Genomic DNA, 13,857 nt, shown 5'->3' on the forward strand with positions numbered 1-13,857 from the left:
CCATCCCGCCGCCGACCGGCCCGCACCGCGTGGGCACCGTGGACCTGCACCTCGTCGACAGCGCCCGCCCGGACCCGCTGAACCCCGGCCAGCCCTACGAGCTGATGGCCAGCATCTGGTACCCGGCCCGCGACGCCGACCGCTACCCGGTCGCACCCTGGATGACCACCGGCACCTTCCAGGCCTGGCTCGCGAACGTCGGCTTCGACCCCGCCAGCCTGCCGGTCCCGGTCACCGCCGGGCACCTCGGCGCCCCGGTCCACCGCGGCCGACGCCCGCGACCGGTCATCGTGTTCTCGCACGGCGCGCACGACCACCGCTCCGACGCCACCACCGTCGTGCAGCAGCTCGCCAGCCACGGATACATCGTGGTGACCGTCGACCACACCTACGACGCCTACACCCAGTTCCCGGGCGGCCCGGTCCTGTCTCCCGACTTCACCGATCACGTCCCCATGTCGCCGAGCGACTTCGCGGCCGACGCCCGATTCATCCTGGACCGCGTCGAGGACATCGCCGCCGGCCGCAACCCCGACGTCGACCGCAAGCCGCTGCCCGAGGGCCTGGCCGGCAGCCTCGACCTGGAGCGGATCGGCATGTTCGGCTGGTCCAAGGGCGGCACCGCGACCGCCCTGGCCACCATCGCCGACGACCGCATCCGCGCCGGCCTGGCCTTCGACGGTCCGATGGAGCCGACCATCACCACCGACCTGCACAAGCCGTTCATGATGATGAGCGCCGTGTTCACCCGGGCCGCCGACCCGGACGCCCAGGAGTTCTGGACGCACCTGCTCGGTTGGCGCCGCTACCTGCAACTCCAGGGCGCCGAGCACATCGCGTTCACCGACTCCGAGGGCCTGATCCTGCAGGCGGCGAAGATCCTCGGGCTGAGCCAGGCGACCGTCCAGGGCTTCGTCGGCACCATGGACCCGAACGAAGGCGTGCGGATCCAGCAGGCCTATCCGCTCGCCTTCTTCGACCTGCACCTGCGGCACCGGCACAGCGCGCTGCTCGACGGGCCGTCGCCGGAGTTCCCGGACGTGCAGTTCATGGCGTGACGCTCGGAGCAATGAGGGCCCTCCGGGCCCTCAGGGCACCAGCGGCGCCCTGACCACCCGCTCCCCCGCGGCCCTATCGCCACTCCACGCCAACCCCTCGGCGTCCACCCCGACCCGGTTCCACAGCATCAGCGCCAGGTCCGAGGCCGCACCGGCGACCTCGGACACCGGCTCCCCGGGTCCGTACTCCCAGGACCGGCCGACGTCGGTCGCGGTCAGCCGCAGCGCGCTCGCCGGCTCGGCCGCGAGCCCGCGCTGGATCATGCGCGGCGCGAACAGCTCGAACACCTCGGTGATCGCGTCGGCGGCGAAGGCCGGGGCGATGGGGTCGATGGCGTCGATGGCGGCGGCCGCGCCGAGCGCGTGCTGCGCGTCCCAGCGGTGCATCCGCGTCTCGTGCGCGCGCCGGCGCTGCCAGAAGCCGACGGTGCGGGGCATCAGGCTGCTGAAGGTCCAGGCCTCGGTCGCGGCGTCGGCGGACAGGGCGGTGGTGATCTGGTCGACGGTGCTGAGGTACCAGGTGTGCAGGGACGCCGGGTCGTGCGGCGCGGTGCGCTCCTGGTCGTTGCGGCCGTGGCCCTCCTGGACCGCCGTGGTGACCCACAGGTTGCCGTTGCCGAGGTGGTCGGTCAGCTCGTAGAGGGTCCACGGGGCGCACGCCGGCACCTGCCGCTCCAGGTCTGCCTTGGTGAGGCCGACGAGCAGCGCGCCGTAGGCGTCCAGCTCGGAGCGCAGGACGCTGAAGAAGTCGAAATCCGCCATGGGGCGGAAGCTACCCCAACGGCTCCGGTCTCACGTCTGATTACCGCCGGTCGAGATGAGCCGGTGCTGGATCACCAATGGTGGATCGCCGGTGGTAGATCGCCAGTGGTGGATCAGTCGAGCCGCTTGAACATGTGGACGTCCTCGGCCCCGCCGGGGATGCCCAGCGTGCGGCCGGTCTCGACGTAGCCGTGGCGCTTGTAGAAGTCCGGTGCCTGGAACGTGAAGGAGGACACCGCGACCCGGTCGCAGCCGCGCCGCCGGGCCTCGGTCTCGGCGGCCAGCAGGATCTTCGAGCCCCAGCCGTCCTTGCGGGCGTCCGCACGGACCCACAGCATGCTGATGCCGCACAGACCGGCCCAGGTCCAGGCGGTCAGGCCGCCGACGATCGCGCCGGCGTCGTCGGCCACCTTCACCGAGAAGGCGTCCTGGTCGGCCTTCGAGGTCCCGGTGGCGGCGAAGTTGTACTCGTCCAGTCCGGCGTCCAGCGCCTCGCTGAGCTCCGCGTCGCGGCCGCCGGTGGTCAGGTGGGCAGAGTGGGTCATGCGTCGTCCTCGTCGAGCCCTTGGGCTATGGCGTAGCGCACCAGCTCGACACGGTTGTGCAGCTGGAGCTTGTTGAGCGTGTTCTGGACGTGGTTCTGCACGGTCCGGTGCGAGAGCACCAGGCGGTCGGCGATCTGCCGGTAGGACAGCCCCTTGGCGACCAGCCGCAGGACCTCGGTCTCGCGCTCGGTGAGCCGCGGCGCGTCGGCGGCGGCCCCGGCCCCGGTGCCCGGCGGCGCCGTCGCCAGCTTGCGGAACTCCCCGAGCACCAGCCCGGCCAGGCCGGGGGTGAACACCGGGTCGCCGACCGCGATGCGCTCCACGGCCGCCAGCAGCTCCTCGCGGCTGGCGGACTTCACCAGGTAGCCGATCGCGCCGGCCTTCACCGCCTGCAGCACGTCCTGCTGCTCGCCGGAGGCCGACAACACCAATACCTTGACATCCGGGTCGGCGGCCACCAGGCGGGCCGTCACCTCGGCGCCGGACAGCCGGGGCATCTGCATGTCCAGCACCACGACCTGCGGCCGCGCGGCCGTCCCGCGCCGTACCGCCTCCTCGCCGTCCCCCGCCGTGGCCACCACGTCGTACCCGGCCTCGGCGAGGTCGCGGGCCACCGCGTCCCGCCACATCGGGTGGTCGTCGGCGACCATGACCCTGACCTGAGTGTTCACGGTCCCCGACCCTACCGAGGCGGGCCCACTCATCGCACTCGCCGTATCGGCCTATGGTCAGAACAGCGGATAGAGCCGGCGCCGCGACGCCCCCTCACCGCAGAGCCTTGCGCAGCGCCGACACCGAGCTCGCGGCGCCGCGCGGCGCGGGCAGCCGCGGCACCCACATCTCGACCTCCGTGCCCTGGCCCGGGATGGAGACCACGTCGACCCGGCCCCCGACGTCCTGCACGCGACCCCGGATCGAGTGCGCGACCCCGAGCCGGCCGGCGCCGCGGGCCTCGTCCAGCCGACCCTCGGGGATGCCGGGGCCGTCGTCGCGGACCGTCACCGTCACTCCTTCGGGCTCATCCTCGACCAGGATCCAGGCGCGGGCCCCGAGGCCGTCGGCGCCGGGTCCGCCGTGCACCCGGACGTTGTCCAGCGCCGCCGCGACCGCAGCGGCCACCTCGCGCGCCACCGGGCTGGGCAGCGTCACCGGGGTCCCGGGTCCTGCCATCGTCACCCGGGGCCCGGCCAGCCGGCCGAGCAGCGCGCTCAGGTCCAGGTCCACCGGGTCGCCGGCGTCCTCGTCGACGTGGTGCCAGCTGTTGACCAGCGACCGCAGCGCCAGTTCCTGCTCCCCGGCCATGCGGCCCAGGTCCCGGCCTGCGCCGCCGATCTCCGCGCCGCGCCGCTGGACCAGCGCGAGCACCTGGAGCACGCCGTCGTGGATGTCGCGGGCCAGGCGCTGGCGCTCGCGGGTGGCGGCCTCCAGGCGCTGGGCCCGGACCAGGGTGTGCTCGGCGGTGCGGCCGAGCTCGGTGACGTAGCCGACGGCCGCGCCGGTCAGGCCCATCAGGACGATGTTGTGGATCGAGTCCTGGCTCAGCGCACCGCGCTCCAGCAGGTCCACGCAGCCCATCAGCGCGGCCGCCGCCACGCCGCCGCGCCAGCCCAGCGCGATGGCGACGGCGATCACCGGGGCCGAGGACCAGACGGTCGGCAGCGTCATGGCGCCGGAGTCGATGCGCGCGGCGGTGTCGACCAGGTCGGTGCTCAGCACGGCGGCCGCGCCGGCCGCGAAGTCGGCGGCGAGGAAGGCCAGCAGCGCGCGGCGGGTCGTGGTGGTGCGGTGGTAGACGATGCCGGTCCAGGCTGTCCAGACAGCCATGGTGAACAGCACTGCGATCGCGCCGCCTATGTGTGCGTAGCGGCTATAGGACGCGGCGAAGCGGGCGATCGCGTAGAGGAGCGCTAGAGAGCGGAAGAAGCCGAGTGCGCGCCACATCGCGGTGTCGACGGCTCCGCGCTGCTGCGACTGCGCGTTCTGCGTGCTCTGCGCGCTCTGCAGGCTGTGCGGGTCCTGCAGGCTCTGCGCGCTCTGCAATTGCGCACTAAGGGATTGCGCGTCCGGCACCTGGAGACTCTGCGCCTGTGGATCCTGCGACAGCGCAGCGAGCGACGACGGATCCCCCGGCCCGCTCAATGCCCCGCTCATTGCCGCTGGGCGTCCTCGTCGGCCTCGAGCTGCCGCTGCTCCTCGATCGCGGCGCGGCGCTCCTCGGCGGCGGCCTTCTTCGCCTCGGCGCGCTGCTCGGCGCGTTCGGCGGCCTTCTCGGCGGCCAGGATCTTCTTGGCGTCGGTGGCGTACATGTCGACGTACTCCTGGTCCGACAGGTCCATCAGCGCGTACATGATCTCGTCGGTGATGGAGCGCAGGATGTAGCGGTCGTCGACGGCGCCGGGCACCTCGCGGTAGCGGGAGAAGTCCAGCGGCTCGCCGAAGCGCACGCCGACCCGCTTGATCTTCGGCATCACCTGGCCGGTGGGCTGGATCTCGTAGGTCCCGACCATCGCGCAGGGCACCACCGGGATGCCGGACTCCAGCGCGATGCGCGCGATGCCGGTGCGGCCCTTGTACAGGCGGCCGTCGGGCGAGCGGGTGCCCTCCGGGTACAGGCCCAGCGCCTTGCCCTCGGACAGGATCTTCAGCGCGGTCTTCAGCGCCGGGTCGGCGGTCTTGGCGCTGGCGCGGTCGATCGGCACCGAGCGCACGCCGCGGAAGAACGCCGCGGTCAGCCATCCTTTGACGCCCTTGCCGGTGAAGTAGTCGCTCTTGGCCAGGAAGTACACCGGGCGCGGGACCATCAACGGCATGAAGAAGGAGTCGGAGAAGGACATGTGGTTGCTTGCCAGGATCACCGGACCGTCGGCCGGGATGTGCTCAAGCCCCTTGGCCCACGGCCGGAAGAGCACCCGGAGAAGCGGCCCCAGGAAGACGACCTTGAGCAAGCCGTAGAACAACCGTCTGCCTCTCCGTAGGGCGGTATACGCGTACAGTGACTTCATACCTGCAACGCGCGGGGTTATCTTCGGGTTTCCGAAGCGAACACTACTGCGTGCGGCGTCGCTGTACTCCCCCCGTCCGCCGTGGAACGATGGTGACCATGACCGCGCCCGTGCTCCCCGGTGCCGAGCCCTTCTCGCACGACCAGACCGACCAGACCGAGCCGGCCGGCCAGGCCGCACCGCGGATCGGCGTGCTGTTGTGCCACGGCTTCACCGGCTCGCCGCAGTCACTGCGCCCCTGGGCGGAGCACCTGGTGGAAGCCGGGTTCGGGGTGCGGCTGCCACGGCTGCCCGGACACGGCACCGACTGGCACGACATGCAGGTCACCACCTGGGACGACTGGTACGCCGAGGTCGACCGGGCGCTGCACGAGCTGCTGGCCGGGTACGACCGGGTGTTCGTCATGGGCCTGTCGATGGGCGGCACGCTCGCCCTGCGGCTGGCCGAGCGGCACGGGGCCGACGTCGCGGGGATCGTGCTGGTCAACGCCTCGGTCAAGCCCGACAAGGCGGTCATCAGGCTGGTGCCGGTACTCAAGCACCTGGTGCCCAGCGTCCCGGGGATCGGGAACGCGATCAACAAGCAGGGTGTCAGCGAACTGGCCTACGACCGGGTGCCCCTGAAGGCCCTGGACTCCTTCGCCGGGGGCTGGCGCACCGTCCAGGCCGACCTGCCGAAGGTCACCCAGCCGACCCTGTTGTATCGGTCGGTCCAGGACCCGGTCGTCCATCCGTCGAACAGCGCCGTGATCCTGTCCCGCATCTCCTCCACCGACGTGACCGAGAAGGTGCTGGAGAAGAGCTCGCACGTGGCCACCCTGGACCACGACGCGGAACAGATCTATGCCGGAAGCGTGGAATTCGTCCGGCGGGTCGCCGGGTTGGGGAATTGATGTGAGCACCGCCAGCGAACAACCGGGGCCCGGCCTGCCCGAGGAGCCCGCCGAGTCGAGGGAGCCGGCCGACGCGCCCGCCGAGGAGGTGGCGACCGCCGCGGCGGGCGCGACCGCCGCCGACGGCGCGGGGTCGGACCGGCCCGAGCTGAACGACCTGAATGATCTGAACGAGTTGACCGAGCTGAACGAGTTGACCGAACTGCCGGATCTGGTCGACTTGTCCGGCCTGTCCAGCCGCGCCGGCGGGTCCGGCGCGGCCGACACGCCCGACGAGCACGCGTCCGACGCGCCCGAGACCGAGGACGAGCGCATCGCGCGCGAACGCGTGGAGTTCGACAAGCTGGTCGCCGCCTTCCACGGCGAGTCGGCCCCCGACCCGCAGCCACAGGGGCCGCAGACCCCGGCGCCGCGCAAGATCGTGCGCTACCCGGTACTCGACCCGCGCCCGGAGTGGCACCCGGAGATCGTCGAGCCGACCGACGAGATCACCGTCGACCCCCTGGACCACGTCGAGCACTACGAACCGCCGGACCCGCCGCTGCCGCAGGTCGCCGCGGCCACCCTGGCGTCCTGGACGCTACTGCTGGGCGGCGTGGGGTTCCTGGTGCTGCACACACTGCTGAAGTGGAACACGCCGGACTACTTCGGCTGGCTGGCCATCATCGGCGTGTTCGGCGGGATCATCAGCCTGGTGGCGCGGATGAAGCCGGATCGGGATGAGTATGACGATCCGGACAATGGTGCGGTGGTCTGAGGGGCTGAGCGGCTGCGGGGCTGAGTAGCTGCGGAGTTGCGCGGCTGAGCGACTGCAGGGCCGAGCGGCCGCGGAGTTGCGTGGCCGAGTGGCTGCGGGGCGAGCAGCTGAGCGGCTGCGGCATTTTGTTAGGCACTTTCGCCCCCTAGCACATGTGTACAGCGGGCCACCGACAACTACACCGACACCGACACCGACACCGCCGCCACAGCATCGCCATCGGGGCTAGGTGATCCTGCGCGACGCCGCCCGCGCATGCTGGTTGAACGCCCGCTGAGGCCCACACCGCCAGCGCCTGCCGGCGGTGTCCGGCTCCCGCCGTCACCTCAGATCCGCACCACCGCCAGCACCGGCCGGTGGTCGGTCGCCAGCGCCTCGTCGGCCTTCGAGATCAGGTCCGTGGGCACGCCGGCGCGCACCACGTGGATGTCCCTCGACACGAACACCGCATCGAGCCGCTGGTAGGGGTTCACCCCGGTCGACGTGAACTCGTCCCCCACCGGCGCCAGCATCCAGGCGTCGTTCAGCCGCTCGGTGATGATGTTCCACTCGATGCTGCCGGGATAGCTGTTGAAGTCGCCGGCCAGGATCCGCGCCTTCGTCTGGTTCCGTTCGGCGAAGCCGTCGAGGTGTCCCAGCACCTCCCCGGCCTGGTGGACGCGCTGTTCGAGGTTCATGCTCAGGTGCGTCGAGGCGAGGGTGAAGCGGCTGTCGCCGATCCGTAGCGCGGCCAGCGCCATCCCTCGCAGGTGGTAGCCGCGGCGGTGCTTCAGGTAGAGCACCTGTGTGGCGTCCACCTTGACCTCGGGGCCGGCCAGCAGCAGGTTGCCGGAGGCGTCGGCGCCGCCGGTCACGACCCGCAGCCCGAAGGACGCCGCCATCGCCAGGGCGGCGCGGCGCCAGCCGAAGAAGCGGGGTGCCTCCTGGACGCAGACCACGTCAGGGGCACAGGAGCGCACGACGCGTGCGAGCGCTGCGCGGTCGTCTCTTAAGGACCGCACGTTATAAGTGAGTATGCGTACCGTCTCCTCCATAGCGATCACCACGCTAGGCGGTGATCGCTACAGAGGAAAGCGCTCACACCCGTGCGAGGTCGGCTGCGCCGATGAGACCGGCGTCCGGCCCCAGGGTCGCGGTGAGGACCTGCGCGTAGGGGCGGTGCCCCTGGCCGGCCAGCTTGCGCCGGTAGGCCTCGGCGGCCGGGGCGCGGAGCAGGTCGCCGGCCTCGGAGACGCCGCCGGCCAGGACGAACGCGCTGGGGTCGAGCAGGGCGGCGATGTCCGACATGCCCTGGCCGAGCCAGTCGGCGATCTCGTTGAACGCGGCCAGGGCGATCACGTCGTCGTTGCGGGCGGCCTCGGTGACGTGCGAGCCCTGGATGCCCTCGACGGTGCCGTCGCCCAGCCCCAGCAGCTCCTTGGCCCGGCCCGGGGCCGCGGCGGCGCGCTCGCGGGCGGCGCGGACCAGGGCGTTGCCGGAGGCGTACTGCTCGAAGCAGCCGCGGTTGCCGCAGCCGCAGGGCCGGCCGTCGGGCACCACGCGGTAGTGCCCGGGCTCGCCGCCGATGCCGAAGCGGCCGCGGTACAGCGAGCCGCCGAGGATCAGGCCGCCGCCGATGCCGGTGCCGACGGTTATCACCACCACGTCGTCGTGCCCGGCGGCGGCGCCGAACTTGGCCTCGCCCCAGGCCGCGGCGTTGGCGTCGTTCTCCACCACCACCGGCAGGCCGATGCGCTCCTCGATGCGGGTCTTCAGCGGCTCGTTGACCCACGAGACGTTCGGGGCGAACAGCACGGTGGCGCGGTCGGCGTCGATGAAGCCGGCGGCGCCCAGGCCCACGGCACCGATCTCGTAGTCCGCGCGGACCTTGCGTACCGCCTCGGCGATGGCGTCGGCGGTCAGGTCGGAGTTCTCCGGAGTGGAGACTTTGACCGAGTCGAGGATCTTCCCCGTCTCGTCGACCACGCCGGCCAGGATCTTCGTGCCGCCGATGTCTACGCCGATGGTGAGAGTCATTAGTCCCTGTTCTTCTGTTCGGGCGGATCGATCCGGTCCACCCGCTCGACGGTGATCTTCTCCTGCTGCCGCGCCTTGTCGCCGTCGGGACCGCCGGTCCGCCAGGACTGCTCGGAGCCGCGTACCGCCGACCGGAGCGCCGCGGCGACCTCCCGGCCGGCGGCGCCCAGATGGCGCGCCACCTCAGGGTACGACTGGACCGCCGGGGCCACGACGCGCGCCTCCAGCGTCGCCCAGAGCTTGCGCGCCTCCTCGGCGAGCGTCCCGAGATCCTCGCGCACGCCGGTGGGCCCTGTCGAGCCGGGGCCGGGGGGTGTCCGCTCCTCGGAAGCCTTCGCCGTCGGCTCCGTGTGTTCGGCGTCCGGGTTGCCGGATTCGGGGCCCTTGTGCCCCTGATCTGCGGTGTCCGCGCCGCCGGCGTGATCAGTGCCGGCGGGTTTCGGCGGACTGTCCTCGAAGGGGATGTCTTTCTGGTCGTCGCTCACGGCTGTGTCCCTCCCGTCACCGGTCGCCGTTTTGTGTGTCTTCACTATGGTCCGTCAGGAAGCGCTCGGGCCACAGGCTCTCGTCCGGCTTGAAGCCGACGCGCAGCACGCCGTCGGCGATGCGCGCGGTGGCGATCCGGCAGCGCCGCAGCGCGGCCGGCAGCGGGAACGCCCGGCGGTGCGCGGCGACCCCCGGCACCTCGATGCTGACCACCAGCTCGTCGCCGGAGCGCACCAGCCCGAGCTGGTCCCGCTCGACCCCGGGCAGCGGCACGTCGTAGCGGTAGCCGTCAGCCTCGGTGATCATGGTCGGCTCGGGCGGGTCGACCAGCCCCGGGCCGGGATCGGCGTCCTTGTAGACGATCTCGCCGAGGGCTTCGAGCGCCGCGACGCCCAGCGGCTCCTCCGGGACCCGGGCGACGTCGGCGAGCGTGCCGAGATCGGCGCGCAGGCCCTGCAGCGCGAGCAGCGTCGGGGTGGCCTGCAGCAGCGGCTGGGCGGCGGCCGAGGACGATCCCACGACCCGCACCACGCTGCCGGGGTGCACCAGCGCCGCGCGCACGCCGGCGATCTCGGCGGCGGCGTTGTCGGTCCACTGCGTGACCATCGCGAACGGCGTCGGCAGCCCGACCAGGCCGGCCAGCAGCGGACGCAGCGCGCGAGCCGCCTGGCCCTCGATCGGCCGCACCCGGCGCAGCGCCGCCGCCGCGGTCTCCGGCCAGGCCAGCATCGCCAGCGCGGCCTTCAGCGGCGGGCCGTCGACCACGACCGTGTCCCACTCGGTGGAGGCTACGGCGGTCGAGATCTCGCGCAGGGCGAGGATGTCCGGCAGGCCGGGCACGGGGCCCAGTTCGGCGGCGTCCGGTGCCGACAGCCCTGCGGCGGCCAGCGGACCGGACAGCAGCTTCGCGAGGTCGGCCAGGGCGGTCTCGGTGGCCGCGGCCGGGTCGAAGCGGCGGACGGTCAGGCGGGCCAGGGTCTCCCGGCGGGCGGCGCGGTCGGCGGCGGGGCCGTGTTCGAGTTCGCCGTGTTCACGGTCGGCTTCGCCGTCTTCTTCGAGCCCGTCTTCAAGCCCTTCTTCGAGGTCGAATCCCTCGTCGATATCGAGGACGTTTCCGTCCCCCGACACGCCCGACGCGCCGAGCACGGCGGCTAATTCGCCCGCGTCGGATACCCCGAGCAGCAGCACCCTGTGCCCCCCGGCGGCGGCCCGCAGCGCGGTGGCCGCGGCCAGGGTCGTGGTGCCCGCACCGCCGGGGCCGGTCAGGAAGAGCAGACGCGTCACGCGGAGATCGCCTCGACACGCTTCTTCAGCCCGGACAGCGCCCGGTCGATGATCAGCTTCTCCACCTTGCGCTTGAGCAGCCCCACCATCGGCAGCTTCACGTCCACCGCGAGCTGGTAGGTGACGTGGCTGCCGGCGTCGGTGGCCTCCAGGACGTAGGAGCCGTCCAGCGCGCGCATCATGTTCGAGGACACCAGGGTCCAGCGGACCTCGGCGTCCGAGGGGTACTCGTAGGCCAGCGTGTGCTCGTCGCGCAGCGCGCCGGCGTCCATCCGGTACCAGGCCTTGGTGGCCCGACCTGCGTCGTCCCGCTCTTCGATGCGTACTTCCTTCACTTCCGAGGTCCACTGTGGGTAGGCCTCGAAGTCGGTGATCACCCGCATCACGGCCTCAGGCTGAGCCGCGATGTCGATGCTGGACTTCGTGCGCTCGGACATGGCCCGCCTCCTCGCCGTCGGTGGTTGCGGCCAAGGCTATCGCGTACGGCACACCTGACGGCCGGTCGCGGGTCGCGGCAGGGCATGATGGTGTCCAGCAACACAGGCATGGCCAGGAGTCATGCAGGTTACGAAACAGCATCAAGTACTACCTACCGGTTGGTAATAAGCAGTAGCGTCAGGGCGCGCCTCGACCCCACGCGGCGCCCGGCCGCCCCGTCGTCCGGCCTCGAAGACGAGGAGTCGAGAAAACCGTGCGTGAGTTCAGCGTCCCGCCGCTTTACGAGGTCGGAGCCACCGGCAATCTGACCGACGTGGTGCACAACGCGGCCGAGCAGGCCCCCGCCGCGGCACTGCTGGGCCGCAAGGTCGGCGGCGTGTGGCGCGATGTCACCGCCAAGGACTTCCTCGGCGAGGTCACCGCCCTGGCCAAGGGCATCGCCGCCGCCGGCATCGCGGTCGGCGACCGCGTCGCCCTGATGTCCCGCACCCGCTACGAATGGACGCTGCTGGACTTCGCGCTGTTCGAAGCCGGCGCGGTCGTGGTGCCGATCTACGAGACCTCCTCGGCCGAGCAGGTCGAGTGGATCCTGTCGGACTCCGGCGCGGTCGCGGTGTTCGCCGAGACCAGCGCCAACGCCGCCTGCGTGGACAGCGCGCGCACCGGCGAGACCAGCTCGGGCCTGGGCGGCGCGCCGTCGGTCCGGCAGGTCTGGGTGATCGAGCCGGACAGCGGCAAGACCGCGGTCGAGGAGCTGACCGCGGCCGGCAGCGCGATCAGCGACGAGGACCTGGCCGAGCGCCGCCGCGCCGCCACCCCGGAGTCGCCGGCCTCGATCATCTACACCTCGGGCACCACCGGCCGGCCCAAGGGCTGCGAGCTGACCCACGGCACGTTCCTCGCCGAGTGCGAGAACGTGACGCGGATGGCGGCCGCGGCGTTCAACGACTCCGGCTCCACGCTGCTGTTCCTGCCGCTGGCGCACGTGCTGGCCCGGGTCATCCAGACCGCCGCGCTCACCGCGCGGGTGAAGCTGGGGCACTGTTCGGACACCAAGAAGATCGTCGAGGAGCTGGGCGGCTTCAAGCCGACCTTCATCCTGTCGGTGCCGCGGGTGTTCGAGAAGGTCTACAACGGCGCGTCGCAGAAGGCGCACGCCGAGGGCAAGGGCGCCATCTTCGACAAGGCCGCGGCCACCGCGATCGCCTGGTCCCGCGCCGAGTACGCGGGCAAGGTGCCGCTGGGGCTCAAGGTCCGGCACGCGGTGTTCGACAAGCTGGTCTACGGCAAGCTGCGCGCGGCCCTGGGCGGCAACGCGACGCTGGCGGTCTCCGGCGGCGCGCCGCTGGGTACCCGGCTGGTGCACTTCTTCCACGGCATCGGCCTGCAGGTGCAGGAGGGCTACGGCCTGACCGAGACGTGCGCGGCGATCACGCTGAACCCGATCGGCAAGGCGCGCCCCGGCACGGTCGGCGTCCCGGTTCCCGGCGCCTCGATCCGCATCGCCGAGGACGGCGAGATCCAGGTCAAGGGCCCGATGCTGTTCTCCGGGTACTACCACAACGACGCCGCCACGGCCGAGGCCATGGAGGACGGCTGGTTCTCCACCGGCGACATCGGCTCCCTGGACAACGAGGGCTACCTGTCGATCACCGGCCGCAAGAAGGAGATCCTGGTCACCGCCGGCGGCAAGAACGTCGCCCCGGCCGTGCTGGAGGACCGGATCAACGCGCACCCGCTGGTGAACCTGTCGATGGTGGTCGGCGACAAGCAGCCGTTCATCGGCGCCCTGGTCACCCTGGACCCGGAGTCCCTGCCGACCTGGGCCGCGGCGCACGGCAAGCCGGCCGACTGGAGCATCGCCGACGCCGCCGCCGACCCGGACGTGCGCGACGAGGTGAAGAAGGCGGTCGACGACGCGAACCGCACGGTGAGCCACGCCGAGGCGATCAAGAAGTTCACGGTGCTCGGCACGGAGTGGAGCGTCGAGGGCGGGCAGGTGACGCCGTCGATGAAGCTCAAGCGGAACGTGGTCATGCAGGAGAACGCCGCGGACGTAGAGGAGCTTTACGCCGGGGTCGGGTCGACGACCGGGCAGTAGACGGCCGGGCAGTAGCGGTCTTTGGCAAAACGGAAGGGCGTCCCTTTGGGGGCGCCCTTTTGGCGTTCAGAAAGGCCCTTCCTCGGCGAAGCGGCGCAGCCCACGCGCGAAAGTCTCAGCCTCCCCCGGAGGCCACGTCGAAAGCGCCGACGCGACCCGCTCGGCGAAGCGGCCGCGCATCTTCTCGACCGCGGCCGCGCCGTCATCCGTGAGGACGAGCAGCACCGAACGCCGGTCGGCGGGATCGGCCTCGCGGCGGATCAGGCCGGCCGCCTCCAGGCGCGAGGCGTGCCGGCTGACGCCGGAGCGGTCCAGGCCGATCACGGCGGCCAGGTCGGCGGCGTTGCGGGGGCCGGTGCGGGCCAGGCCGCTCAGGACCGGGTAGGCGTTCTCGTCGAGGCCGTCGGCGACGTCCTCGACGAGCGCGGCGTAGAGCCCGGCGCGGGTGCCGCGCTGGATCAGCAGGCCGAGGGATTCGGCGATCTCGTGGCCTAGGTCGGGGCTGGGGTCGGGGC

15 protein-coding genes are annotated in these 13,857 nt (G+C 71.9%); 4 read left to right on the forward strand and 11 right to left on the reverse strand.

The features are described from left to right. A partial coding sequence (locus tag GWK61_RS45125) for an alpha/beta hydrolase family protein (RefSeq protein WP_194918778.1) occupies positions 1 to 1,058 on the forward strand: 1,058 nt, incomplete at its 5' end. 30 nt (positions 1,059 to 1,088) lie between these two features. Here the strand turns inward: GWK61_RS45125 and GWK61_RS45130 are convergent. The 5 genes from GWK61_RS45130 to GWK61_RS45150 all read right to left on the reverse strand — a co-directional run bounded on the left by GWK61_RS45130 (position 1,089) and on the right by GWK61_RS45150 (position 5,322). Continuing rightward, positions 1,089 to 1,820 carry a maleylpyruvate isomerase family mycothiol-dependent enzyme gene (locus GWK61_RS45130; RefSeq protein WP_194918780.1) on the reverse strand — a complete coding sequence of 244 codons (732 nt, stop codon included), beginning with the start codon at positions 1,818 to 1,820 and terminating at the stop codon, positions 1,089 to 1,091. A gap of 113 nt (positions 1,821 to 1,933) precedes the next feature. Further along, positions 1,934 to 2,365, reverse strand: coding sequence for a GNAT family N-acetyltransferase (locus GWK61_RS45135; protein WP_194918782.1), 432 nt, complete (start codon positions 2,363 to 2,365; stop codon positions 1,934 to 1,936). Beyond that, positions 2,362 to 3,015, reverse strand: a complete 654-nt coding sequence (locus GWK61_RS45140) for a response regulator transcription factor (RefSeq protein ID WP_194918811.1) — start codon at positions 3,013 to 3,015, stop codon at positions 2,362 to 2,364. The genes GWK61_RS45135 and GWK61_RS45140 overlap by 4 nt, the downstream gene beginning before the upstream one ends. A gap of 115 nt (positions 3,016 to 3,130) precedes the next feature. Further along, the gene (gene macS, locus GWK61_RS45145; protein ID WP_228564005.1) at positions 3,131 to 4,516 is read right to left on the reverse strand and encodes a MacS family sensor histidine kinase; all 1,386 of its coding nucleotides are present in this window, start codon (positions 4,514 to 4,516) and stop codon (positions 3,131 to 3,133) included. Further along, positions 4,513 to 5,322, reverse strand: a complete 810-nt coding sequence (locus tag GWK61_RS45150; RefSeq protein WP_228564006.1) for a lysophospholipid acyltransferase family protein — start codon at positions 5,320 to 5,322, stop codon at positions 4,513 to 4,515. The genes macS and GWK61_RS45150 overlap by 4 nt, the downstream gene beginning before the upstream one ends. Before the next feature lie 143 nt (positions 5,323 to 5,465). Between GWK61_RS45150 and GWK61_RS45155 the strand changes: the two genes are divergently transcribed. Next, a complete protein-coding gene (locus tag GWK61_RS45155) occupies positions 5,466 to 6,260 on the forward strand; it encodes an alpha/beta hydrolase (RefSeq protein ID WP_194918786.1) in 795 nt (264 codons plus the stop codon). Between the two features lies 1 nt (position 6,261). Next, complete coding sequence (locus GWK61_RS45160; protein ID WP_194918789.1) at positions 6,262 to 7,017, forward strand: hypothetical protein; 756 nt, start codon at positions 6,262 to 6,264, stop codon at positions 7,015 to 7,017. Between the two features lie 326 nt (positions 7,018 to 7,343). Here the strand turns inward: GWK61_RS45160 and GWK61_RS45165 are convergent, their stop codons facing one another. Genes GWK61_RS45165 through GWK61_RS45185 form a run of 5 tightly spaced genes read right to left on the reverse strand, consistent with a single transcriptional unit; the run spans position 7,344 to position 11,240 of the window. Next, the gene (locus GWK61_RS45165; protein WP_194918791.1) at positions 7,344 to 8,051 is read right to left on the reverse strand and encodes an endonuclease/exonuclease/phosphatase family protein; all 708 of its coding nucleotides are present in this window, start codon (positions 8,049 to 8,051) and stop codon (positions 7,344 to 7,346) included. Positions 8,052 to 8,094: 43 nt separating this feature from the next. Further along, positions 8,095 to 9,033, reverse strand: coding sequence for an ROK family glucokinase (locus GWK61_RS45170; RefSeq protein WP_194918800.1), 939 nt, complete (start codon positions 9,031 to 9,033; stop codon positions 8,095 to 8,097). Beyond that, positions 9,033 to 9,518, reverse strand: a complete 486-nt coding sequence (locus tag GWK61_RS60175) for a DUF5304 family protein (protein ID WP_194918802.1) — start codon at positions 9,516 to 9,518, stop codon at positions 9,033 to 9,035. The genes GWK61_RS45170 and GWK61_RS60175 overlap by 1 nt, the downstream gene beginning before the upstream one ends. 16 nt (positions 9,519 to 9,534) lie before the next feature. Then, on the reverse strand, positions 9,535 to 10,803 hold the full coding sequence (locus tag GWK61_RS45180) for an ArsA family ATPase (protein WP_194918804.1): 1,269 nt from the start codon (positions 10,801 to 10,803) through the stop codon (positions 9,535 to 9,537). Beyond that, on the reverse strand, positions 10,800 to 11,240 hold the full coding sequence (locus GWK61_RS45185) for an SRPBCC family protein (RefSeq protein WP_194918807.1): 441 nt from the start codon (positions 11,238 to 11,240) through the stop codon (positions 10,800 to 10,802). Before GWK61_RS45185 ends, GWK61_RS45180 begins: the two co-directional genes overlap by 4 nt. 254 nt (positions 11,241 to 11,494) lie before the next feature. Here GWK61_RS45185 and GWK61_RS45190 point away from each other — a divergent pair, with 254 nt between their 5' ends. Next, positions 11,495 to 13,342 carry an AMP-dependent synthetase/ligase gene (locus GWK61_RS45190; protein WP_194918809.1) on the forward strand — a complete coding sequence of 616 codons (1,848 nt, stop codon included), beginning with the start codon at positions 11,495 to 11,497 and terminating at the stop codon, positions 13,340 to 13,342. Positions 13,343 to 13,408: 66 nt separating this feature from the next. On the opposite strand, the gene GWK61_RS45195 is transcribed toward GWK61_RS45190, so the two are convergent. Then, the gene (locus GWK61_RS45195) at positions 13,409 to 13,825 is read right to left on the reverse strand and encodes a MarR family winged helix-turn-helix transcriptional regulator (protein ID WP_194918815.1); all 417 of its coding nucleotides are present in this window, start codon (positions 13,823 to 13,825) and stop codon (positions 13,409 to 13,411) included. Positions 13,826 to 13,857: the final 32 nt, after the last annotated feature.

Origin of the sequence: Catenulispora rubra (assembly GCF_015356825.1) — a bacterium.
Classification (GTDB): Bacteria; Actinomycetota; Actinomycetes; order Streptomycetales; family Catenulisporaceae; genus Catenulispora; species Catenulispora rubra.